Source organism: Candidatus Dormiibacterota bacterium (genome assembly GCA_035544955.1).
In the GTDB taxonomy this organism is placed as follows: Bacteria; Chloroflexota; Dormibacteria; order CF-121; family CF-121; genus CF-13.
In genome coordinates, this window is record DASZZN010000018.1 from 1 (window position 1) to 21296 (window position 21296).

A 21296-nucleotide genomic window follows, 5' to 3' on the forward strand; every position below is an offset into this window, starting at 1 on the left:
CGGATGCGCTGGCGATGGTCAGGTTGGTCGAGACTTTGGAAGGCCTGGCCCGAGTCGCTTCATGATGCGGCCGACTCGGGCTAACAAGCCCGATGGCTACCTTCTCGGCTCGTACCGCATCGCCACCGCCCCAGAGCCGAACTCCAGCCGGCTCACGAGCTTCAGGTCGACATACTTCGATAGCCCCGCGAACAACGTCGGCCCGTGGCCCGCGAGCCTGGGATGCACCACGAACTCGTACTCATCGATCAATCCCAGCTCCGCCAACGCCAGTGGGAGCTTCACACCTCCCACGAAGAGTCCCTTGCCCGACTCCCGCTTGAGCTGCTGAACGGCCTTCCCCAGATCCCCGCGCACGAGCTCCGCGTTCCAATCGACCTGCTCCAGGGTGCTCGACACGACGTACTTCTTTGCCGCGTTGATCGTCTGGGCGAAGGGTTCCATCCAATCAGGTCTCGCTCCCGTCCGCGCCGGCGGCCGCCACGCTGCCTCCATCATTTCGTAAGTCACGCGGCCAAAGAGGAGGGCATCGGCCTGGTCGAGGTTCTCGACCGCGTGACGATGCAAGTCTTCGTCCGCGAACATTGCACGATGATCGCAGCACCCGTCCAATGTGACGTTGATGGAATACCGAAGCGGTCGCACTGCGCAAGAGTACCGCCGATGGGGTAGACGAGAAAGGTTAGCCCGCTTTGAGGGCTAGGAGCCACTTCTCGAGGTCTTCGGCTTCCTGGGCGAGCTACCGCTGATGCACTGGCTGGTGGTCATGTGAGTGAACTCGCATCGGTGGAATGAGCGGTTCGCCGCAGGCGCTCTTCGGAGGGCAACATGAAATCCGCTCGATCACGCCTGAGGGTCACCGTACGTCCTTCAATTGTCGGGAACTGTCCGGGCCCGCAGTCATAAGCGACAGGAAGCTGACGGGCCGAAACTCACTGGGGGCGAGCTTCTTAGTCGCGACCGGCTTTAGCGTTCACGTCAGACTGCGCGCATGTTTGCAGTGATGGAGCGGGGACGTGGACCGCCTCGATAGTCCACCCGTAGGCAGCGACCCGCCCAACCATTTCGAACCAGGCCGGATGGTCCGCCGCGAAGGCGCGGTAGTCGCCGCGGTCGTCGGGCGTCACGAAGATGGAAGTATTGGTACTGGACAGCCAGCATTGGAGGAGCGTGCCTGCCGTCGCTGGATGATCGGCGTAGTGGTAGCCAGCCGGCAGGTAGTAGAACGGATCGTACAGCTGGCTAACGAAGTGCCGACCCTGGAGCCCACCGTAGTGCACGAGCGCATAGGTGACCTCGGGATGGTCGGGGGGTGGCAGGTTGAGCGCGCCGCTGCGATAACCAGGCTGACCGAAGATGCTGGCGATGTATCGTCCAGCGGCTACATCGGTCTTCCAGGCCGGGGCCGTGCTCGTGTACGCAGTCTCGATGGGGATCCAGGTCAGCTGCACGCCGACCATGAGGGCCCCGGCCGTCACCCAGGTGAGCTGCTGAATTCCCCTTCCCAGATAGCGAGGCACGATCACGAACAAGCCAATCGCGACGAGCATGGCGGCGAAGTCGTACGGGAAGGCGAGGATCCACATCATCCACCGCCAGGGGTACCACTCGGTAATAAACGCGGTCAGGCCGAACAAACCGAAGACCAGCGCACATGATCCGAATCCATAGAGCAAGAGCAGGTACGATCGCGGCCGGCGCCACAGCGTCGCCAGGAGGCCGACGGTCGCCATTGCCCAGAGGGCTACAAACCACGGCCTCGCCGCTTGCTGACTCGCGATCACCGGCTTCAGCCACACGCCGCCGGCATTGGCCAGGTAGTTCCAGTACAGCGGATAAATGGGATTACCGGTCCGGGCGTTGAGGAATGCCATTTGAGCGGCCATGACGGCCACGAACCCGAGCAGCAGCAGGAACCACCGGCGGAGGATTGCAGGCCGCAGAAACGATGCGAGCACAAGCCCGGATGACGACAGCCAGGCCTCGGGTCGGGCCGCGGTGGCAAGCCCCCAGGCGATCCCGGCCCCTAGCGAGCGTTTCGGCAGCAGCCAGATGCCGAGGAGTGACAGGCTGACCGCCATCGGCTCGAGCATCCCCGACGCATCGTTGAAGACGCTCGTGGGCGCGAGAGCGGCGAAAGCCGACGCGGCGACGGCAACCGAGAGGTTCCAATAGCGCTGGCACAGATGGAAAATCAGCACCACGCTGAGCGACCCGAAGACAAGGCTCTGGATCCTTGCGACCACGATGTCAGTCGAGCCGGTGACAAAGAAGAGGATCACGAGCACGATTGGGTGCAGGCTTCCCCAGAAATACTCCACACCCTTGAGGTCCCAGAAGCGCAGGCCGTGGCTCAATCCGATCTCTTTGGTGAGGTAGGCGATCTGCCAGTGTTGGTACACGTCGGTGTACAGCCCATCGCCAGCGTTTTCGGGATTCGAGACCGCAAAGAGGTAGATGAGACGTGGCGCCAGGGCAACGAACAGCACCCCGAGGGTCCACCAGCTCCAGAGTGCGAGTGGAGCGTGAGCGGGCGAGGAGTCGCCACCCCGCTGAGGGTCTTCGCCGTCGGGGTCCTCGCGGACCCGGGCCAGGCTCAGGCGACCGTCTCCCAATCGCCTGGGCGAGCCTGGACCTTTCTTCGCCGGGGGTTCACTAACTCGTTGACAACGTCGCGAGACGCAAACTTGCGCGTCTTATTGCCGGGGCGCATGCGCAGGGGCCTAGGGCGCCCGAGAGCGCTACGATCCGCCTATGCAGCGGCGGGCGCCCGAGGCGAGGCTCATCCTGGTCGTTGGACTCCTGCTCGGGCTGGTCGCGCTGGCCAGCCGCCCATCATCTCTCGGATCGACGGGCGGGCTCGCCGCGCCCGCCTGGATCAGCGTCGCATCGGACACGATGGTGCAGACGCTCCTCATCCTTCTATTGGTGGCGGCCCTGACGGCGACCGCGATCAATCTCTGGGTGGCCTTTCCACTGCCGCGCGGACGGCCGCAGGCACGGCCGCTCAGCGCCTCGATCGCGGGCTATTTGTATTTCGGCGCCGCCATCTGCGCGCTCATCCTCCTGCGTGAGCGATTGCGACTTTCACGGATCGTGCCACCTGCTTTCACCGCCGGGGGCCTCGGCCTCGGGAAGGTCAGCGCGCCGGGCAGCAGCCACGCGATCACGTGGTTGTCTTTCCTGGTTGCGCTCGCGATCATCGTGGCGGCGGCTGGGTTGTTCTTGCGCTGGTTGCGATCGGGTGCCGCAGGGGATCGACTGGCTGGATCCGCGGAGGAGCCCCAAAGTCGCGTCGTCGCGGCGGTCGAAGAATCGCTCGCCAAGTTACGGGCGGAGACGGATCCGCGCCGCGCGGTCATCGCCGCTTATGCACGCCTCGAAGCGGAATTGAAAGCGGTCGGGCGGCCACGACAACCGTCCGAGGCCCCCCTCGAGTACATGGCGCGCATCCTGAGCACCTTCAGTGTCGGCTCGGCCTCGCTGCGACGCCTCACCGATCTCTTCGAGTGGGCGAAGTTCAGCCAGCATCCCGTGGACCCGTCCATGAAGGAGGAGGCCATCGAGGCGCTGCAGCGAGTTCGCGCGGATCTATCCGACGTGCCAGTTCGGATCGCGGGATGAGCATCGCAATCATCACGCAGCTGGCCATCATGGCCGTCGGCATGACGGCTCTCGCCCTGCTCGTTCGCCGACTTGGCCGGCGGATCCGCCGCCGGAGCGGCTCTCCCTTCGAGGCAGCCCTGGCGCCGCGCAAGGAATCGAGGCCGGAGCTCGACGAGTTCGAGTCGATCCGGCGCACCGTCGACGCAGCGCGATACGCGGCGCTCGACGTGCACTTCATGCTCCGGCCGCTGTTACATGAGCTGGCGGCATCGCGGCTGCGGGTGCGACGGGGGTTCGAGCTCGATGCCCAGCCGGAATTGGCATCCGGGGTGCTGGGATCTGAAGCATTTGCGTTCTTGCGGGAGGGACGTCCGGCGCGGGTGAACTATCGCCGGCCGGCGATGAGCCTGCGGGAGATCGAGCGCATTGTGAAGGTGCTGGAGTCGATCTGAACATCCCTGAAGTCACGCTGGCGGCGGGGCGCATTCTCGATGAGGTCGAGCGGGCAGTGGTCGGCAAACGCGCGGTTCTCCAGCTGGTCATGATGGGCCTGCTGGCCGACGGCCACGTTCTTATCGAGGACTACCCGGGACTGGCGAAAACGCTGCTGGCGCGCTCCTTCGCTACGGCGATGGGACTCGATTTCAAGCGCATCCAATTCACCCCGGATCTGATGCCCTCCGATGTGACGGGAAGCTCGATCTACAACCAGCGCACCGGCGACTTTGAGTTTCGTCACGGTCCCGTCTTCGCCAACATCCTGCTGGCCGACGAAATCAACCGCGCCCCGGCCAAGACCCAGGCCGCGCTCCTCGAAGCGATGCAGGAACGCCAGGTCTCGAGCGATGGAATCACGCATCGCCTGGACCGACCGTTCCTCGTGCTCGCGACGCAGAACCCGATCGAGTACGAGGGCACCTATCCATTGCCCGAGGCCCAGCTCGACCGATTCCTGATGCGGATCGGCATCGGCTACCTGGGACGCGACGACGAATGGCGCATGCTGCAGCAGCGGATCGACCGGCTGGCGGACGACGTCGCGCTGACGCAGGTCGTCGACGCTCCGGCGCTGATCGCGATGCAGCAGGCGGTGGAGCGAGTCCACGTCAGCGAACCGATCGGCTACTACGTGATCGATCTGATCGCCGCTACGCGGACCAATCCGAAAGTGCAGGTCGGGGCGAGCCCCCGCGGCAGCCTCGCCGTGATGAAGCTCGCCCGCAGCAGGGCCGTGCTCGAGGGACGCGACTTCGTCACGCCGGAGGACGTCAAGGCTGTTGCGATCCCGGCGCTTGCGCATCGATTGATCCTTCGACCTGAACTCTGGGTGCAGCGTGTCAGCAGCGACACCGTCGTCGCCGAATGCCTGAATACGGTGCCCACGCCGCCCGCGGCCTCGGAGGGAAGTCCACGAACATCCGGCTGACCAGCGCTGCCTCTGCGCGCGTGGTCGCTTACGCGGGCCTCGCCGGGCTGGCCCTGCTGGGCGGGCTCGCGTTCGGCCGGCTGGAGCTCACCATCCTCGCGGTCCCGTTCCTGCTCGCGATCCTTGTCGGCGCGTTGATCACCCGCGAGCACCTCATTGAGGGGTCGATGGTGGTCGACCGGCCGCGATTGCTGGAGGGCGAGGAGGCGGTCGTCGAGGTGAGGCTGCGATCGGCGCCAGGCTGTGGCCGGATAGAGGTGACCCTTGACCTCGCGCCCGGTGTGGTGCTGACCGGCGGGCCGGTCCGGCGCGTCAGCCTGCCCTCCGGCGAGTCGGTCGCGCTGCGGTTCAGCGTCCGATGCGTTCGCTGGGGCCTCTACGACGTTGGTCATGCGCGGCTGCGCTGGCGCGATCCCTTGTGGCTGTACACGCAGGAGGGCTCGCTTGATCAGCCCCTGAGGATCCGCGTGTACCCACGCCCCGAGGTCCTGCGGGCCCTCGTCAGACCGACCGAGACCCAGGTCTACGCCGGCAACCAGCTGGCGCGGACCCGCGGCGATGGCATCGAGTTCGCCGAGATTCGTGCCTTTAGGCCGGGTGACCGGGTGCGGCACATCAACTGGCACGCGACCGGTCGGCGCGGCACGCTGCAGGTCAATGACCTCCATCCGGAGCGCAACAGCGATGTCATCCTTTTCCTGGACACGTTCCGTACCCACGGCGATTCGATCGACCGCACACTGCGGGCCGCAATCGGAGTGGCGGACCTCTACCTCAAACACCGAGATCGAGTGGGTGTGATCGCCTTCGGTGGCACGCTGCGCTGGATCTGGCCGGGGATGGGGATTCGTCAGCGATATCTCCTGGTAGAGGCCATCCTCGACACGCGCATCGAGCTCAGCTACGCCTGGAAAACCATCGATGTCATCCCGCCGCAGACGTTGCCCGCAAAGGCGCTGGTGATCGCCTTTTCACCGCTTGTCGACGAACGGTTCACGGCGGCGCTCGATCAGCTCAGCGGACGCGGCTTTGACCTGGCGATCTGCGAGGTGGCCGTCACCGTGCCGGTCCCGAAGGACTCGGTCGGGCAGCTCGCGGCACGCATCCTGGCCCTGCGCCGGGATACGCTCCGGGCTCGCTACCACCAGGTGTCAGTGGCGACGTCGGTGTGGCCGGCCGGCGAGCCGCTCGAAACAGCTCTCGAGGAGGTGCGCCTATTCCGGCGTCACGCGCGACGACGACCCGCCTGATCACCGGCGCGGCGCTCGGCATCGAGGCCGTGCTCGGGGTGGTGCTCATCGAGCGAGCTCCCATCTTTCCCCGCGTGGTCGGGTTAGTGATTACACTGGCGCTGCTGACGCTGGTGGCCGGCATCGTGTTCCGTCGGTCAGTGCTGGTCGCCTGGTCGATCGTGCTGCTGGGGACGGCCTATGGTTTCTCGATCATCGGCGCGCGTGAGAGTGTCGATGCAGTCGGCCTGCTGGTGGCGGCCGCATTCTTTCTGGCCGCGGAAGCCGGCTACCTTGCAGTGGAGGGGGACGTGTTCATCGGCCCTCCGGTACACCGCGCGCTCAGCTCGCTCGCGGTGGCGATGGGATCCGCCGTCATCGGCGTGATCCTGCTGGCTATCGGCGAGTCATTCCTCAACGCCGGGCCGCTGCTGGCGGCGGGCGGAGTCGCGGCCACCCTCGTTCTGCTGGGCGTCGTGATGACAGTGGCGGCGCGCCGGACTGCTCCGTGAGCGATGACATCGGCGCCGACTATGAAGGGCAATGTGCGGTCACTGTCGCCTGACAGGTTAAGGCCGCTAGCGGATGGGGTCGCGGTTGTAGCTCACTCGCGCCCATAGGTATCCACCCAGCGCGATTGCGACGCACCAGGCGAGGGCGACGATGGCGTGATTGCCGATCGGCGTGCCCAGCAGCAGTCCCCGCAGGGTCTCGATCATGGAGGTGAAGGGTTGGTTCTCAGCGAACCAGCGGACGCCCACTGGCATAGTTTCCGGTCGGACGAAGGCGCTGCTGATGAAGGGGCCGACGAACTGCAGGAGGAGCGTAGAGCCGTTGGCCCCTTCCGGTGACTTGGCTACCATTCCCAGCGCGACCGCAAGCCAGGTCAGCGCGAGGGTCAGCAGCGCGATGAAGCCGAAGGCTGCGAGCCATTGGACCGGGCCGGCGGTGGGTCGAAATCCTGCGATCAGCGCGACGCCGATGACCAGTACCACGCCGATCAGCGTCCTGATCATGCTCCCCACGACACGCCCGGTGAGCACCGAGGCGCGAGAGATCGCCATGATGCGGAAGCGGGCCACGACGCCTTCGGTCATATCCATGTTGACGCCCACGGCGGTTGCAGCACACCCGCTACCGAGGGTCATCAGGAGAATCCCGGGGACGAGGTAGTTGACATAGGACGCATTGCCGCCCATGCCGGAGCTCATTGCACCGCCGAAGACAAAGACGAACAGAAGCAGCATCACAGTCGGTGTCACGATCCCACTGATCGTCATGACGGGGTAGCGCCGCAGGTGTCTGAAGTCGCGGCGAAGCATGGTGGCGGCATCACTCAGGGCGTAGGTGCTCATGGGGCGGTGTCCTTCTCGGTAACGGGATGGCCGGTCAGCGCAAAGTAGACGTCGTCGAGATCTGGCGTGTGCACGATCAGGTTGGCGACCTCGATGTTTTTGTTGTCGACCCGCTCGAGCAGCGCTCGCAGCGACCGGACGCCGCCGTCGGTGGGGACCTCGAGTGTCAGCGCATCGTCATCGCGCGACACTTCACCGAGGATGCGGGCAGCCGCCGACAGCCCCACAGCGTCGGCGAATTCGAGCCGGATATATCCGCCGGGGATCATGCGCTTGAGCTCGTCTGCGGTGCCCTCGGCCACGAGTTTTCCTTTGTCGAGGACCCCGATCCGACTGGCGAGCTCGTCGGCCTCCTCCAGGTACTGCGTGGTGAGGAAGATGGTGACCCCGCCCGCGGCAAGCTCTCGGATGATCTGCCACATGGTGCGCCGGCTGCGCGGGTCGAGGCCCGTGGTCGGCTCGTCGAGGAAGATGATGCGCGGGTCGCCGATCAGGGTCATCGCGAGGTCGAGCCGGCGCCGCATTCCGCCGGAGTAGGTCGACAGGATCTTCGGGCCCGCCTCCACCAAATCGAATCTGCGCAGCAGCTCGGAGGCGCGTTTACGGCCTTCGCGCTTGCCCAGGTGATGCAGGTCCGCCATCAGGATCAGGTTCTCCTCGCCGGTGAGGAGCTTGTCTACCGCCGAGAACTGGCCTGTGACGCCAATTGCGGCGCGGACCGCATCAGGATCGCGGGCCACATCGTGGCCGGCGATTCGCACTTCGCCACCGTCTGCGCTGATGTACGTCGACAGGATCTGGACCGCGGTGGTCTTGCCGGCCCCGTTGGGTCCAAGGAGCGCGAAGATCGTGCCCTGTGGAATGTCCAGGTCGATGCCGTCGAGCACGACCTTCTCGCCGTACGACTTGCGCAGTCCAGTCGCCACAATCGCCGACGTGGAGGTGGCGACGGTCATCGTTGCGTCTCCACATATGTCTCGCGTCGAGAACGGCGGATCACGATGTCGCCGAAGGAGGTGCGCGCTCGCACCTCGACCGTCTGGTCAGACGGTTGCGGGCCCTCAGAGGCGGTCAGCGAGTTTCGCACGCTGCCAAACTGGGAGCGCACGTCGAGCAGCGCTGCCGTCCCCTCGCGGATCCCGACCTCGAGCTCACCGTAGGAGGTGCCCAGCTCGATCGAGCCGCGCACTACCTCGCCGATCCGGACAGCGCCGTTGGCCGTCTTGGCCGCGACGGCCCCGAGTGCCCGCTCGACTGTGATGTCGCCGTTGGCAGCATTGCATCGGAGGTCGCCGTTTACCTCGCCGAGCCAGGTGACGCCGTTGAGATTCTTGATTACCGCAGGACCGTCGATTTCGCGGATGCGCAGTGCGCCGGACCCGGTGACCTCTGCTCGGCCCCCCACGCGGTCGACCGTTATGCTCCCGGCACTGGTACTGACGTGGAGCGCACCTGTTTCCTCGAGCCGGATGTTTCCGACACCGGTCGTAAACCGGCATTCTCCGAGCCGGCCATCGCAGCGAAAGTCCACCACCGCTCCTTCACCCTCCAGGCGCGATCCCGCCGGCAGCTCGATCGCCACATCGATGGACTCGGCGCCGCCGAATGGGGTGAACTGCTTCCACGACCTCGGCGCCTTGACCAGTAGCCTGCCGTCGGCGTACTCAACGCGAGTCTGCTCCGCGGCCTTCACGTCGGACTCTTTAGAGGAATCGTTGGGGCTGACCACTACGACGGTGTCGCGGCGGTCGCTCGCGGTGATCCGGAGGTCGCCCACGACCATGGCAATCGTCACGGAGATCGGCTCGAGCGTCTCGAAAATTGGCATGGCTAGCGCACCCATCCGCTGTAGCTCTGCCGCCCACGCGCAGCGATGCGTCGAGGGTGGCCCTCGCGATTGTCAGGGTCGAGCGCGGCGGCTACCGCCCGGACGAGCCAGGAATTGACGGAGAGCCCCTCCTTGTCAGCGGCCTCCTCGGCCCGGAGCTTGAGGGAATCAGGAAGGCGGAGGTTGATCCGCGAGGTCCCGCCCTCGTCGCCCTCAGTCCGGATTGGTGGAACGGGCGATCTGGGGTCTGTCGTGTCTTCAAACGCATCCTCGGCCGGTGGCAGGGTCACGACGAAACTGGGGTTCCGGCCATGCAAACGCACCTCGACCGAGCCCGGCGCAAGATCGCGAGTGATCTCGTCCGTAGCCCCGGCCATCGCCTCCAACAGCATCAGTCGTGTGGCCGAATCGAGGGGGGCGATGAGCCGCTCGGCGAGGGCACGGGCGTCCTTGCCGCCGGCCTCAGCGGCTGCCAAAAGCTCGTGGCGAAGGGTCTCAACGTACGGGGTGAGTTCCATGTGAGCCATGATGGCACCAAAGTGGCTCTATGTCAAGTGCCATGGTGGCTCCGGGGGCTCGGCGGCTACGGTTGAAGCTATAGTGGCGCGACGATGAGCAGGGACGAGTTCCTCGGGCGCCTCACCGGTCGGTGGGAAGGGCGCGGCCTGGTGGGCGATACGGTCCTGCATCAGGCGGTCGAATCCCGCTGGGTACTCGGCGATCACTTCGTCGAGATGCGATTCCGGGAGCTTGACGGGAGGCCGTATGAAGCCGCCTATCTCGTTGGCCTGGACGATCGCAGCGCGAGGTACATTCTGATCCTGGCCGACTCGACCGGCGTGTACCCAAATCCCAGCGCCGTCGTCGGCATCGGGCAGAAAAACGGCGACGCTGTCATCTTCAGTTTCGGCGATCCGACGCCCTCCTTCATGAACCGGTTCGAGTGGCACGAAGCTGATGGAAGCTGGAGCCATGTCCTGACTTCGATCGAGCCGGACGGACGCGCGACGATCTTCGCAACCAAACACCTAACGCGGATCTGACCGCGTCTTTGGGACAGGGCCTTGACAACGTGCCCGGAGGGCCTGTATTCTACCAACTAGCTAATTAGCTAATGAGAAAAATAGATGGCAACAGATCAGCTGAGCGTCACGTTCGCAGCCCTCGCCGATCCCACCCGGCGAGCGATCCTGGCTCGTCTTTCCCAGGGAGAGGCTTCAGTCACGGAACTGGCCAAACCGTTCGACTTGAGTCTTCCCGGCATCTCGAAACATCTGAAAGTGCTGCAGCGGGCGGGGCTGGTCGCGCAGAGCCGAAAAGCCCAGTGGCGTCCGTGCCGGCTGGATGGCGCCCGCTTGAAGGAGGCGGCCAACTGGGTGGGGGAGTACCGGCGGTTTTGGGACGAGAGTTTCGAGCGACTCGACGAATACCTGGCGACCGTACAAAAGGAGGAAACGAATGAGCGCGAAGGCAGAGACCATGGCAAAAGCTGATTACGTGATCGAACCGGGAAAGCAGGAGATCATCATCACGCGTGTCTTCGATGCGCCGCGCGAGCTGGTGTTCAACGCGTACACGGACCCGAAGCTCCTTCCACAGTGGTTTGGCCCGAGGGAATACACGACGATCGTCGACAAGATGGAGGCGCGACCTGGCGGGTTATGGCGCTTCGTCCAGCGCAACCAGGACGGTGACGAGTTCGCGTTTCACGGCGTGCACCACGACATCGTCGCCCCAGAACGGATCGTGGCGACCTTCGAGTTCGAGGGCGTGCCTGGCCACGTACTGCTGCAAACGCTGACGCTCGAGCCGCTGGGGCAAAAGACCAGGCTCGTCGAGCAGCTGCTCTTCCAGTCCGTCGCCGATCGCGACGGCATGGTGGCGTCAGGGATGCAGCGTGGCTCGGACGATTCCATGGATCGCATGGCCGAAATCCTGGAGAACCTGAAGGCGAAGCGCGCCTGACGCCTGCTTAGCCGATCGTCATGTGCAGCCGGGGCGAGGGGCCGTTCCTCTCACCCCGGTGCCACGTTCGGCCTCAGCTCAGCAGGGGAGGAGACCCCAGGCTTGCTTCGCCCGGAGAATCCGAAGCGCCGCATCGTCGACGCGCTGGTGAAAATTCGGATCGGCGGCGGCTCGTGACCTGATTGCCAGCACCATGGCGTGGGCGGGCGCCGAGGTCTTCGAGATGATCATGTCGCCCCCAGCCAAAAGAAAGTCGATTGCCCGGTTGCCAGGGGGGATACTCGCCACGGCCGCCGTATCGCCCAGGTCGTCGGAGATGATGACGCCCTGGAAGCCCAGCGTGCCACGCAGCATCTGACTCATAACCACCGCGGAGAAGGCGGCCAAATGATTGGGATCGATCCGCGTGTATCGGGCCAACGCCACCATGACGAAGTCGGCATTCGCCGCGATGCCCTGGCTGAAGGATTGAAAGTAGGGATCGGACGTGGTGGTCGTCGTATCGGTCGCCGTCGTGAAGTCGGTATTGCCGGTGACACGGCCGAGGCCGGGGAAGTGTTTGAGGCTGACCGCGACACCGGACTGGCGCATCCCGGTGAGGAAGGCGGCGCCGTGGCTCCCCGCGGTCGCCGGATCATGGCCGTACTCACGCTGGAGCGCACCGATCGGCTGGTTCTGCGCGTCCGTCCCGGGCGGGACCACGTCCATCACCGGCGCGAAGTTGAAGTTGATTCCGGCTGCGCGGAGTTCCTGCGCCCAGCCAGCGGCGCGGCTCTGTAACAGGCCTGGTGCCCAGCTCCCTTGCACGACGGCGGTTGGAATCTGGGAAAAACCGGGGCCCTGCATCGCCTGGATCAGGCCGCCTTCCTGATTGGCGGCGATGAAGAAACGGACATTGGCCGTCGCCCCGCTGGACACCTGTGCCTGGACCGCCGCCGTGACAGCTGCGATGCCGGCGACCCCTGCGTGGCTCGTTTCGACAAACCAGACCGCGCCGATGTGATCCGTCTGGATCAAGTTGATCTCGGTGGGCCCGAGGCGGTCGGCCGCGAGACCGAGCTCGAAGAGCTGACCGATCCGCTGATCGAACGTCAGCGTCGCGAGGACCCGGTCAGCGCAAGCAAGCTGCGGGGTGGGCGTCGGCGTTGGAGTGGGGGTGGGGCTGATGGACGGACTGGCCGACGGCTGTGGCAAGCGAGCCGCCGATGGCCCACAGGCAGAAACAGCCACAAGGATCAGTAAGACAAGCGCCCCGAGGCGCCCGCGATGCATCGTCCAATCAAACGCAAAAGCCTTTGATTGCGTTATGGCCGATCCGCGGCCCCGGATGAGGGACACGCCCCCTTTGCCGGGTGCAGTCCGTTCAAGTTCCCGCCTGAAATCGATTTCCCTCCCCCGCGTCGCGGGGGAGGGCCCGGGCTAGCTTGCGCCTCCCAATAGGGAATTTGACAAACCGTTCGTGAAAGGCTACATAGTGAAGTGGTTCACTATGCAGTTCTCCGACATCAAGGGCGACTGCCGGTTTAACGGCTCTCTCGCGACAGATGGGGCGGGACGCCTCTACGACAGTCGCTTCCGTCAGGCCTTGCGCGCGGCGCGCCAGCCGCTCTCCGAAAAGGAGATGCGCACCGTTGAGGCCATGACGGCGCTGCGTATCACCGCCCGGCTGACGCACGGGCTCATGGATCGCTGGGCCGAGAAGCATGGCTTGAGTGAGGGCCGGCTCAACGTCCTGTGGACGCTCAAGTCCACACCAGAGCGCCAGCTGCCCCTCGGGGAGCTGGCCGATCAGCTGGAGGTCACCCCGCGTAACGTCACCGGCCTGATCGATCATCTCGAGCGCGACGGCCTGGTGGAGCGCATCGACGATCCAACCGACCGCCGGTTGACCTACGCCCGACTGACGGTGGCGGGCGCGAAGCGACTGGAGGGCATGCGCGAGCAGGGATTGGAATGGCAGGTCAAGATCGCGGCCGGCCTCTCCACGGACGAGTTGGAGCTGCTACGGCACGCGTGCTTACGGCTGATCGAGAACATGACCGGCGCGACGGCGGGAGAGAGGAGGAGCGCATGAGCACCGACATCCGACGGCCCGAGAGCAACGCGGCCGATAGCAGCGGTCACCTCACAGCGGGGTTGACGCGATGGGGAACGATCGGGGTCGTCGCCGGCACCATGCTGGCGCTCTTGCTCGCCGCGCTCGACCAAACGATCGTCGGAACCGCGATGCCACGGATCGTGGCCGAGCTGAACGGCCTCAACTATTACTCCTGGGTCATCACCGCCTATCTGGTGGCGTCGACGATCATGGTGCCGATCGCGGGCAAGCTCGGGGATCTCTTCGGTCGCAAGCCGTTCCTTCTTGCCGGCATGATCGGCTTCGTGGCCGCCTCGGCGCTGTGTGGCCAGTCGCACGGCATGCTCGAGCTGGTCACCTTCCGGACCATCCAGGGGATCTTCGGCGGCATGCTCTTCGCCACCGTCTTTGCGGTGATCGGCGATCTGTTCCCGCCAACCCAGCGGGCCCGCCTCGGGGGCCTCTTCGGCGCCGTGTTCGGTCTCTCCTCCATCGTCGGACCAACCGCCGGCGGCTACATCACCGACAGCTGGGGCTGGCGCTGGGTCTTCTACGTCAACCTGCCGGTCGGGATCATTGCCGTCCTGCTCGTGATCGCGACGATGCCGTATGTGCGCTCGTCCGCGTCCATTCGCGACATCGATTTCCCGGGCGCGGCCGCGCTGGTCGCGGGACTGGTTCCCCTGATGGTGGCGCTTTCGATCACGAGGGATCACGGCTGGACCTCACCGGAGGTCCTTGGCCTGCTCGCGGTTGCCGCCATCCTCCTCGCCGTCTTCTTCCTGATCGAGACGCGGACGGACCATCCGATCGTGCCCTTCTCGCTTTTCAAAAACTCGACCTTCAGCGTCTCCATGATCGTCGGCTTCCTGACGGGCTTCGGCATGTTCGGCACCATCGTCTTCGTGCCACTCATCTACCAGGGCGTCCTCGGCGTCAGCGCCACCAACTCCGGCCAGCTACTCACCCCGATGATGCTCGGTCTGATCGTGGCGAGCATCCTGGTGGGCCAGGCCATGGTGCGCATCCGCTACTACCGATTCCTCGGGACGGCCGGCATCGTCGTCATGCTGGTCGGCATGTGGCTGCTCTCGCAGGTGACGGTCACGACCTCGCGCCTCGAAGTCGTCCGCGACATCGTGCTCGTGGGCGCCGGGTTGGGCACGACCTTTCCGCTCTACCTCACGGCGGTGCAGACCGCCCTACCGCGGAGTTTCCTCGGCGTTGCCTCGAGCCAGATCCAGTTCTGGCGGCAGATCGGCGGGACGATCGGCACCGCGGTGCTCGGCTCCGTCCTGGCCCAGCGCCTTCCAGGTCATATCCAGGAGCAGGTGGCCAGCCTCCACCTACCATCCCAGATCGCGTCGCGGTTCCTCAGCGGCGGTGGAAGCAACCCCCAGACCCTGTTCGATCCGACACAGATCGCGGCCCGCCGGGCGCAGGCAAGCGCGCTGGGAACGCAGGGCGCCACGATCTTCGACCAGGTGCTGCATGCGATCCGCGCCGGCCTGGCCACGACGCTGCACGAGGTCTTCCTCTACGGCGCCGCGGTCTTGATCCTGGCGCTGATCGCGTCAGTCTTCCTCAATGACGTGCCGCTGCGCGGACGGCAGGCGGCTCCCGAGGAAGGCGCCCCGGTGGCAGCCGCCTAGGCCAGACCGTTCGCTTCGCCGGCTTCGATCGCCGCGGGAGGAAGAGGGCCCCGGCCCGACTCGCGGAACCAGCGGGTCAGCTCGGTCGCGGGCATCGGAGGGCACAGGTAGTACCCCTGAGCAAGGTCACAGCCGAGCGTCACCAGCTGGTCCATGGTTTCGCTGTTCTCGACCCCTTCCGCAACCACCCGAAGGCCCATATTGTGACCGAGCTCGATCACCGAACGCACGATCGACACGCTCATCCTGTCGGCGATCATCCCGATGATGAACGACTTGTCGACCTTGATCTCGTTGACCGGCAAGCGTTTCAAGCGAGCCAGCGACGAGTAGCCGGTGCCGAAATCGTCGATGGAGAGGCCCACGCCGAGCATGCTCAGTTGGGTGATGGCCTCGTGGATCGAGGAGGGGGCCATGATGCCGCTCTCCGTGATCTCCAGCGTCAAGCGGTTGGGGTCAACCCCCCAGTTCTCGAGCAGACCGGACGTCAGCTCCGGAAATTCAGGATCACGGAGGTTCCACGCCGACAGGTTCACCGCCAGCTCGACGTCCAGTCCGCTGTCGGTCCAGCTCCGCAACTGGGAGAGGCCCTGATTGAGGACCCACTGGGCGAGCGGTTGAACCAATTCGGTCTCTTCCGCCGCGGGAATGAACTGATCCGGCGGAATCAGCCCCTGTGTGGGGTGCTGCCAGCGGACCAGCGCTTCGACCCCCGTCGTGCGGCCGCTCTTGAGTGCGACCGTTGGCTGGTAATGAAGCACAAGCTCGTCATGCCCAATCGCGTGACGCAGCTCGCCGATGAGCGCCAGGTGGGCCGCCGTGTGCTCGTCGAGTCGGGGAGCGTACACCGCGTACCCGCGCTTGGTCCGTTTGGCCACGTACATCGCGACATCGGCGTGGCGCATCAGCGTGTCGGCCTCCTCGCCGTGCTCAGGACACTGGGCAATGCCGATGCTCGCCCCCACGTCGATGTTGCGGCCGTCGACCACGAACGGGTGCTCCAGCGCTCGCAGAATCTTCTTTGCCGTGTGTGACCCGCCCTGGAGGTCGGTCCCACCGGCAGGGAGCACCGCGAACTCGTCACCGCCGAGGCGCGCAACCGTGTCAGACTGCCGAAGCGTCGCTGCCAGGCGCAACGCCACCTGTTGCAGGAGTAAATCACCGACCTGGTGGCCGAGGGTGTCGTTGACCTCTTTGAACCGGTCCATATCCATGATGAGCAGCACCAGTGGTTCTCGTTCCCGATGTCCGACAACGATCGCCTGACGCAGCCGGTCGTTGAACAGCATTCGGTTCGGCAATCCAGTCAGCGGATCGTGAAGCGACTGATATTCCAACGCGTCCTTCTGCGCCCGCTGCGCGGAGATGTCGTGCAGGATCCCCACAAAACGGCGCTCGCCACCGAGGAGCATCTCGCTGGCGCGAAACTCCATGGGGAAGATCGACCCGTCCTTGCGCTGTCCCCACAGTTCGCGCGACCCGGAGACCGAGGGCTGGCTTTTCCCGGGCCGCAGATAGTTGCTGAGGTGGCTGACAAAATCGCGGCGGTACGGTTCTGCAATGAGCATCTTTGCGTCTTGCCCGCGAACCTCGGCGAGCGTGTAGCCGAAGAGCCGTTGAGCTGCCCGATTGAAGAATTCGACGACCCCGCTCTCGTCGGTACTGATGATGCCGTCGGCGACGTTGTCCAGGACGCCCCGGACGTGCTCGGCCGCCGCTTGCAGAGCTCGCTCGGCTCGCTTTCGCTCGATGAATCGGCCGAGCTGGTCTCCGACGTCTTCTACCATGGCAAGCAGGTCCTCGTCGGGCTTGGCGATTACGGCGCTGTAGAAGTTCATCACCCCGGTGACTTCGCCGCCAATCAGGATGGGGAAGCCCAAGGCCCCCTCGAGGCCGGCGTCCGCGGCCGTTGCCGGCGGGCCGAAGTTTGGATCGCTGGCGATGTCGGCGATCCATACGACCTCGCCTCGCGCGGCCACCTGGCCCGGTACGTCGATTCCTGGGAAGTGCGTCGTTACGGAGTTGGTCTCCTTGGGGCCGCCTTCTGCCGACGCGGCATGCCAGAAATCTCGCAAGCGGAGGACATTGTCGCCATCCCGGATCCAGAGCTGACCGACCTGCCAGCCAAGCTCCTCGCAGAGCCGCCGCAGAATTCCGCGCGAGGCCGCTTCCAGGGTGGGGGCTTCGACCAACATGCGCGTCACCGCGACGGGAATGGCTCGCAGCCGCTCGATCTTCTGGGCCGTGATGTCGTCAATCCCTAGAACGTAGTAAAGGGGCCGTCCGTTGGGTTCCCTCATCAGCGAGACGCTGACAAGCGACCATCCGGCGTGGCCGTCGGCGTGGAGATAGCGCTGCTCGGCCTGAAATCTCGCGATCTCCCCGGCCAGCAATTGCTGGGTCCCCGCCATCAGCGCCTCAATATCGAGAGGATGGGTTACCTCCTGGACGGTGATGACCGAGAGCTGGTCCGGTGCGTATCCGAGGAGCTGACATAGCGCTCCGTTCACATCCAGAAAACGCCCGTCCAGGCCCACCAACGCCATGCCGATCGGTGCGTTTTGGAACGCGTTGCGGAAGCGTTGCTGCGGTTCGCGCAGTGCCATCTGCAGGTGTCGTCGACCGGTGAGTCGGCTGATGCGTTGCGCCAGGTTCGACTAAGGATGCGGCCCGCGAGCGGCGGTTGTCATCATCCGTTCAGATGAATTTTTGCAGGAATTGTTGCGGCCGGGGCCGCCGTCAGCTCAACCCGGGCATGCCCGCTGACGCGGCCGGGCCCAACCGGCGCCTCACGATCCAGGCCGCGACCTGTGCCCGCGATCGGAAGCCGAGCTTGGACAGGATGTGGGCGACATGCGAGGACACCGTGGCTGGGCTGAGCTTCAAATGGTCGGCGATTGCCGCATTGGTGCAGCCCATCGCCAGGAGATCAGCCACCTGGTATTCCCGGTCACTCAGCGTCTTAAGACCGCTCGGCCCCATCGCCTGCGGAGCAAGACCGAAAATGCGCAGGACGCCGGATGCCTCTTCGCGGCGACGGTTTTCCGCCTGCCGGTGTACTTTCGACGGCCCGCTCCGTCCGGGCCTGGGTGCGCTCACATCCATGATGACGTTGAGCAGATGGGTCACGCCGCTGGGGCCGCTCAACGGATAGATCTCCCAGTCCCACCGTCCGGCGCGCTTGCCATGCTCGGTCGCGCCCAATTCTTTGAACTGAAAACCCTTGAGGTGCTTCGGTTGGGCCGTCGCACAAACGTCCCGCATCAGCTGGATGACGCCAGCCTCCTCGGCGCTCGGAAAGAGATCGGCAAGCCGTTTGCCGGCCACCGGCAGCTTGTCGGGTGCGAGCCAGTGTTCCCACACGCTGTTGGCGTAGAGGACGTGGAACGCGCCGCCACAATCACTGACGTGGAAGCCGATCGGCAGCGAGTCCAGCAGCCGGCCCAGGGTGGCAAGTGCGTCCGACTCAGGCGACGCTCGAAGCACGGATGCGAGCGCTTGCAGCGTCGATTCCGACTTCTTCACCTGGACCTGGACCTTGGCTATGACTCTTTACAGGGTTTCGCTCAAGTTGCAGGTTGGCACGCGCCCACCGGTGCCGTCATCGGCTTTAGTGCCTAATTCTTTATTCGGTACAGGACGTGAGGGCGGACCGGATGACCCGCCGGCACGTTGGGGTGCTCGAAGTCGCCGCTGAGATCGCGGCGCATGCCAAGGCGCTCCATGACCCGCCGGGACCGCACGTTGATGGCGGATGTGAACGAGACGATTTCGTGAAGGCCGACGGTGTTGAAGCCGTAATCGAGGGCGGCCCGCGCCGCTTCGGTCGCGTAACCGTGCCCCCACTGATCAGCCGCGAGCCGCCAGCCGACCTCGACGGCGGGCGTGAAGTGGGCAGGAAACGTGGCCGGCCAGAGGCCGACGTATCCGATGAATCGTCCGGTGTCTTTCCGCTCTACGGCCCAGAGGCTGTATCCGAGCTGCGTCCACCGCTCGCGGATGAGTGCCACGAATCGGCGGGTTCGCTCCTCCGAGTAGGTCTCCGGGAAGAACTCCATGACCACGGGGTCGGCATTCATGGCGACGAATGGATCCAGGTCTGCGTCCCGCCAGTCCCGGAGCAGGAGCCGGTCGGTCACGATCAGCGGGCACGACACGTCTGGGTTCGGCGCGGCTAGCGCGCCGTCGTGCGCCGGTAGCGGACGACCGAAAGCGGGACGAAGACGATCAGGATCCCGACGATCCAGGCGACCGACTGAATCAAGGCCCAACGGATATCGCCGGTGGTCAGCGCTGGATTCACGTGGAAGAGGCCCCGGAGCGCGTCGGCCAGAACAGAAATTGGATTGTGGCGCGCGAAGGTTTGCAACCAACCTGGCATCGTCGCCACCGGTACGAACGCGCTGGAGGCGAAGGTCAGGGGAAAGAGCCAGATGAACCCGCCCGATTGCGCCGCCTCGACACTGCGGACCAGCAGGCCGATAAACGCCGAGATCCAGGAGAAGGCAAAGCTGACCCCCAGCAGGAGCAGGATTCCGAGCAGGAACTCGAACGGCGTCCCGCCCGGGCGGAAGCCCACCAGGAATCCGACGGTCAGCATGATGATCACGGTAAAGAGGTTTCGGGCGAGATCGGCGATGGTGCGGCCGGTCAGGACTGCGGACGAGGACATCGGGAGCGAGCGGAAACGGTCGATGATGCCGCGCTGCATATCCTGGGCGAGCCCGATGGCGGTTGTGACCCCGCCGAACGCCACCGTCTGCACGAAGATCCCCGGCATAAGGAAGTTGACGTATTGCCCTCCGGGGACCTGGATCGCGCCACCGAAGACGTAGCGAAACAACAGGACGAACATGATCGGCTGGATGGCAACGAACATGATCAGTTCAGGCACGCGCACCGTTTCCAGGACGCTCCGCTTGGCGAGCACGAGCGCGTCCAGGAACGCCCACACGATGCGCGGCCGTCCCGCGATGGGCTGGTAGCGCGTTCCTGCCATCGATATCGCGCGGGCGGTGGCCATCAGCGTGGCCTCCGTTGCCAGCGGCCGGCGGGCGCCGCCACTTTTTCCTCTTCCGCCTGGTGACCGGTGAGGGTGAGGAAGACATCGTCGAGACTGGGCCGGTGCAGTTGCAGGTCGACGATGTCGATTCCGGCGCCATCGAAGTCACGCACCAGCGTTGCCAGCTGGCTCGTCCCGTTTTTGGACGGCGCCGAGATCCGCCGCTGAGCCGGATCCACGGTGACATCGCTGGAGAAGTAACGGCGGGCGACCTCGGCGGCGCGGTCGAGGTCGGCGTCCCTCGCGACCGCGATCTCGATGCGGTTCCCGCCAACCCGGTCCTTCAGCTCATCCGAAGTGCCTTCCGCAATCACCCGCCCGGCATCGACGACCGCAATCCGGTTCGCCAGCTCGTCCGCCTCCTCGAGGTACTGCGTCGTGAGCAGGATGGTTGAGCCCTCACTGACGAGCGAGCTGATCATTCCCCACACCTGCCGGCGGCTCCGCGGATCGAGCCCGGTGGTGGGCTCGTCGAGGAACAGGACCGGTGGCAGCAGGACGAGCGACGCCGCCAGGTCGAGGCGCCGGCGCATGCCACCCGAGTAGGTCTTCGCGATTCGGCTGGCGGCGTCGATCAGGTCGAACTGCATCAGGAGCTCCTCCGCGCGGCGTTTTGCGTCTCGCGCGGCGAGGTGATACAGCTGGCCGATCATCTCGAGGTTTTCCAGGCCGGTCAGGTATTCGTCGATCGCCACGTTTTGACCCGCCAGGCCAATCTGTGACCTGATGCGGTCCGCATCCCGGACCACATCGAAGCCGGCAACGGTTGCGTGCCCGGCGTCCGGCTGGAGGAGCGTCGTGAAGATGCGTACCGCCGTGGTCTTGCCCGCTCCATTCGGTCCCAGCAGGGCCAGGAGGCTCCCTTCCGCGACGTCGAGATCGAGGCCATCCAATGCTCGAACGCGACCGTAGTGTTTCACCAGACCCTCGGCGTGCACGGCATGATCAGCGGCCATTCCGAGAAAGGTTACCTGTCCAGGACCATCAAGGTTCGATCCAAACGAGGGTTTGCCTCATGGGCGAGAATGGCTACGAACCAGCGATGGATGAAGAGCTAAAGCCGCAGCCCGCGAGCGCGCCCGAGCAGCCGGCGCAG

General features: G+C 65.2%; 22 protein-coding genes. 10 read left to right on the top strand and 12 right to left on the bottom strand.

Annotated features, from left to right (window positions below; genetic code table 11):
- Positions 1 to 96: 96 nt before the first annotated feature.
- Positions 97 to 645 (bottom strand): dihydrofolate reductase family protein, encoded by a 549-nt coding sequence (locus VHK65_06985; protein HVS05894.1) that lies wholly within the window; start codon positions 643 to 645, stop codon positions 97 to 99.
- Positions 646 to 950: 305 nt separating this feature from the next.
- A complete protein-coding gene (locus VHK65_06990; protein ID HVS05895.1) occupies positions 951 to 2615 on the bottom strand; it encodes a hypothetical protein in 1665 nt (554 codons plus the stop codon).
- 139 nt (positions 2616 to 2754) lie between these two features.
- Here VHK65_06990 and VHK65_06995 point away from each other — a divergent pair, with 139 nt between their 5' ends.
- Genes VHK65_06995 through VHK65_07015 form a run of 5 tightly spaced genes read left to right on the top strand, consistent with a single transcriptional unit; the run spans position 2755 to position 6773 of the window.
- Positions 2755 to 3624 carry a DUF4129 domain-containing protein gene (locus VHK65_06995; GenBank protein ID HVS05896.1) on the top strand — a complete coding sequence of 290 codons (870 nt, stop codon included), beginning with the start codon at positions 2755 to 2757 and terminating at the stop codon, positions 3622 to 3624.
- On the top strand, positions 3621 to 4058 hold the full coding sequence (locus VHK65_07000) for a hypothetical protein (GenBank protein ID HVS05897.1): 438 nt from the start codon (positions 3621 to 3623) through the stop codon (positions 4056 to 4058). Before VHK65_06995 ends, VHK65_07000 begins: the two co-directional genes overlap by 4 nt.
- Positions 4055 to 5032 (top strand): MoxR family ATPase, encoded by a 978-nt coding sequence (locus VHK65_07005; protein ID HVS05898.1) that lies wholly within the window; start codon positions 4055 to 4057, stop codon positions 5030 to 5032. Before VHK65_07000 ends, VHK65_07005 begins: the two co-directional genes overlap by 4 nt.
- Positions 4969 to 6282, top strand: a complete 1314-nt coding sequence (locus tag VHK65_07010; GenBank protein HVS05899.1) for a DUF58 domain-containing protein — start codon at positions 4969 to 4971, stop codon at positions 6280 to 6282. The genes VHK65_07005 and VHK65_07010 overlap by 64 nt, the downstream gene beginning before the upstream one ends.
- A 29-nt stretch (positions 6283 to 6311) precedes the next feature.
- Complete coding sequence (locus tag VHK65_07015) at positions 6312 to 6773, top strand: hypothetical protein (GenBank protein ID HVS05900.1); 462 nt, start codon at positions 6312 to 6314, stop codon at positions 6771 to 6773.
- A 66-nt stretch (positions 6774 to 6839) separates the two neighbouring features.
- On the opposite strand, the gene VHK65_07020 is transcribed toward VHK65_07015, so the two are convergent.
- Genes VHK65_07020 through VHK65_07035 form a run of 4 tightly spaced genes read right to left on the bottom strand, consistent with a single transcriptional unit; the run spans position 6840 to position 9962 of the window.
- Positions 6840 to 7616: an ABC transporter permease gene (locus VHK65_07020; protein HVS05901.1), complete on the bottom strand. Its 777-nt coding sequence runs from the start codon at positions 7614 to 7616 to the stop codon at positions 6840 to 6842.
- Positions 7613 to 8572: an ATP-binding cassette domain-containing protein gene (locus tag VHK65_07025; GenBank protein HVS05902.1), complete on the bottom strand. Its 960-nt coding sequence runs from the start codon at positions 8570 to 8572 to the stop codon at positions 7613 to 7615. Before VHK65_07025 ends, VHK65_07020 begins: the two co-directional genes overlap by 4 nt.
- Positions 8569 to 9444, bottom strand: a complete 876-nt coding sequence (locus VHK65_07030) for a DUF4097 family beta strand repeat-containing protein (GenBank protein ID HVS05903.1) — start codon at positions 9442 to 9444, stop codon at positions 8569 to 8571. Before VHK65_07030 ends, VHK65_07025 begins: the two co-directional genes overlap by 4 nt.
- Positions 9445 to 9446: 2 nt before the next feature.
- The gene (locus tag VHK65_07035; GenBank protein HVS05904.1) at positions 9447 to 9962 is read right to left on the bottom strand and encodes a toxin-antitoxin system HicB family antitoxin; all 516 of its coding nucleotides are present in this window, start codon (positions 9960 to 9962) and stop codon (positions 9447 to 9449) included.
- A gap of 93 nt (positions 9963 to 10055) precedes the next feature.
- Here VHK65_07035 and VHK65_07040 point away from each other — a divergent pair, with 93 nt between their 5' ends.
- From VHK65_07040 to VHK65_07050, 3 genes are all read left to right on the top strand, one after another.
- Positions 10056 to 10487 (top strand): hypothetical protein, encoded by a 432-nt coding sequence (locus VHK65_07040; protein HVS05905.1) that lies wholly within the window; start codon positions 10056 to 10058, stop codon positions 10485 to 10487.
- A gap of 84 nt (positions 10488 to 10571) precedes the next feature.
- Positions 10572 to 10937 (top strand): metalloregulator ArsR/SmtB family transcription factor, encoded by a 366-nt coding sequence (locus VHK65_07045; protein ID HVS05906.1) that lies wholly within the window; start codon positions 10572 to 10574, stop codon positions 10935 to 10937.
- Complete coding sequence (locus tag VHK65_07050; protein ID HVS05907.1) at positions 10903 to 11409, top strand: SRPBCC family protein; 507 nt, start codon at positions 10903 to 10905, stop codon at positions 11407 to 11409. Before VHK65_07045 ends, VHK65_07050 begins: the two co-directional genes overlap by 35 nt.
- A 78-nt stretch (positions 11410 to 11487) precedes the next feature.
- Here the strand turns inward: VHK65_07050 and VHK65_07055 are convergent, their stop codons facing one another.
- Positions 11488 to 12681, bottom strand: a complete 1194-nt coding sequence (locus VHK65_07055; GenBank protein HVS05908.1) for a glycoside hydrolase family 3 N-terminal domain-containing protein — start codon at positions 12679 to 12681, stop codon at positions 11488 to 11490.
- Positions 12682 to 12868: 187 nt separating this feature from the next.
- On the opposite strand from VHK65_07055, the gene VHK65_07060 reads away from it, so the two are divergent.
- Entirely contained in the window at positions 12869 to 13483 is a 615-nt protein-coding gene (locus VHK65_07060; GenBank protein ID HVS05909.1) for a MarR family transcriptional regulator, read from the top strand.
- Positions 13480 to 15138: an MDR family MFS transporter gene (locus tag VHK65_07065; GenBank protein HVS05910.1), complete on the top strand. Its 1659-nt coding sequence runs from the start codon at positions 13480 to 13482 to the stop codon at positions 15136 to 15138. Before VHK65_07060 ends, VHK65_07065 begins: the two co-directional genes overlap by 4 nt.
- On the opposite strand, the gene VHK65_07070 is transcribed toward VHK65_07065, so the two are convergent.
- The 5 genes from VHK65_07070 to VHK65_07090 all read right to left on the bottom strand — a co-directional run bounded on the left by VHK65_07070 (position 15135) and on the right by VHK65_07090 (position 21156).
- On the bottom strand, positions 15135 to 17744 hold the full coding sequence (locus tag VHK65_07070; GenBank protein ID HVS05911.1) for an EAL domain-containing protein: 2610 nt from the start codon (positions 17742 to 17744) through the stop codon (positions 15135 to 15137). The genes VHK65_07065 and VHK65_07070 overlap by 4 nt on opposite strands.
- Before the next feature lie 133 nt (positions 17745 to 17877).
- Positions 17878 to 18663: a LuxR C-terminal-related transcriptional regulator gene (locus VHK65_07075; protein HVS05912.1), complete on the bottom strand. Its 786-nt coding sequence runs from the start codon at positions 18661 to 18663 to the stop codon at positions 17878 to 17880.
- Between the two features lie 92 nt (positions 18664 to 18755).
- Positions 18756 to 19277 (bottom strand): GNAT family N-acetyltransferase, encoded by a 522-nt coding sequence (locus VHK65_07080; protein ID HVS05913.1) that lies wholly within the window; start codon positions 19275 to 19277, stop codon positions 18756 to 18758.
- A 35-nt stretch (positions 19278 to 19312) separates the two neighbouring features.
- Entirely contained in the window at positions 19313 to 20161 is an 849-nt protein-coding gene (locus tag VHK65_07085) for an ABC transporter permease (GenBank protein ID HVS05914.1), read from the bottom strand.
- Complete coding sequence (locus tag VHK65_07090; GenBank protein ID HVS05915.1) at positions 20161 to 21156, bottom strand: ATP-binding cassette domain-containing protein; 996 nt, start codon at positions 21154 to 21156, stop codon at positions 20161 to 20163. The genes VHK65_07085 and VHK65_07090 overlap by 1 nt, the downstream gene beginning before the upstream one ends.
- Positions 21157 to 21296: the final 140 nt, after the last annotated feature.

Coding starts and splice junctions, on each gene's coding strand:
- VHK65_07010 (HVS05899.1), top strand. CDS start 4,969: ATGCCTGAATACGGTGCCCACGCCGCCCGCGGCCTCGGAGGGAAGTCC.
- VHK65_07035 (HVS05904.1), bottom strand. CDS start 9,962: ATGGAACTCACCCCGTACGTTGAGACCCTTCGCCACGAGCTTTTGGCA.
- VHK65_07040 (HVS05905.1), top strand. CDS start 10,056: ATGAGCAGGGACGAGTTCCTCGGGCGCCTCACCGGTCGGTGGGAAGGG.
- VHK65_06995 (HVS05896.1), top strand. CDS start 2,755: ATGCAGCGGCGGGCGCCCGAGGCGAGGCTCATCCTGGTCGTTGGACTC.
- VHK65_07065 (HVS05910.1), top strand. CDS start 13,480: ATGAGCACCGACATCCGACGGCCCGAGAGCAACGCGGCCGATAGCAGC.
- VHK65_07055 (HVS05908.1), bottom strand. CDS start 12,681: ATGCATCGCGGGCGCCTCGGGGCGCTTGTCTTACTGATCCTTGTGGCT.
- VHK65_07085 (HVS05914.1), bottom strand. CDS start 20,161: ATGGCCACCGCCCGCGCGATATCGATGGCAGGAACGCGCTACCAGCCC.
- VHK65_07030 (HVS05903.1), bottom strand. CDS start 9,444: ATGCCAATTTTCGAGACGCTCGAGCCGATCTCCGTGACGATTGCCATG.
- VHK65_07000 (HVS05897.1), top strand. CDS start 3,621: ATGAGCATCGCAATCATCACGCAGCTGGCCATCATGGCCGTCGGCATG.
- VHK65_07020 (HVS05901.1), bottom strand. CDS start 7,616: ATGAGCACCTACGCCCTGAGTGATGCCGCCACCATGCTTCGCCGCGAC.
- VHK65_07050 (HVS05907.1), top strand. CDS start 10,903: ATGAGCGCGAAGGCAGAGACCATGGCAAAAGCTGATTACGTGATCGAA.
- VHK65_07025 (HVS05902.1), bottom strand. CDS start 8,572: ATGACCGTCGCCACCTCCACGTCGGCGATTGTGGCGACTGGACTGCGC.
- VHK65_07045 (HVS05906.1), top strand. CDS start 10,572: ATGGCAACAGATCAGCTGAGCGTCACGTTCGCAGCCCTCGCCGATCCC.
- VHK65_07090 (HVS05915.1), bottom strand. CDS start 21,156: ATGGCCGCTGATCATGCCGTGCACGCCGAGGGTCTGGTGAAACACTAC.
- VHK65_07070 (HVS05911.1), bottom strand. CDS start 17,744: ATGGCACTGCGCGAACCGCAGCAACGCTTCCGCAACGCGTTCCAAAAC.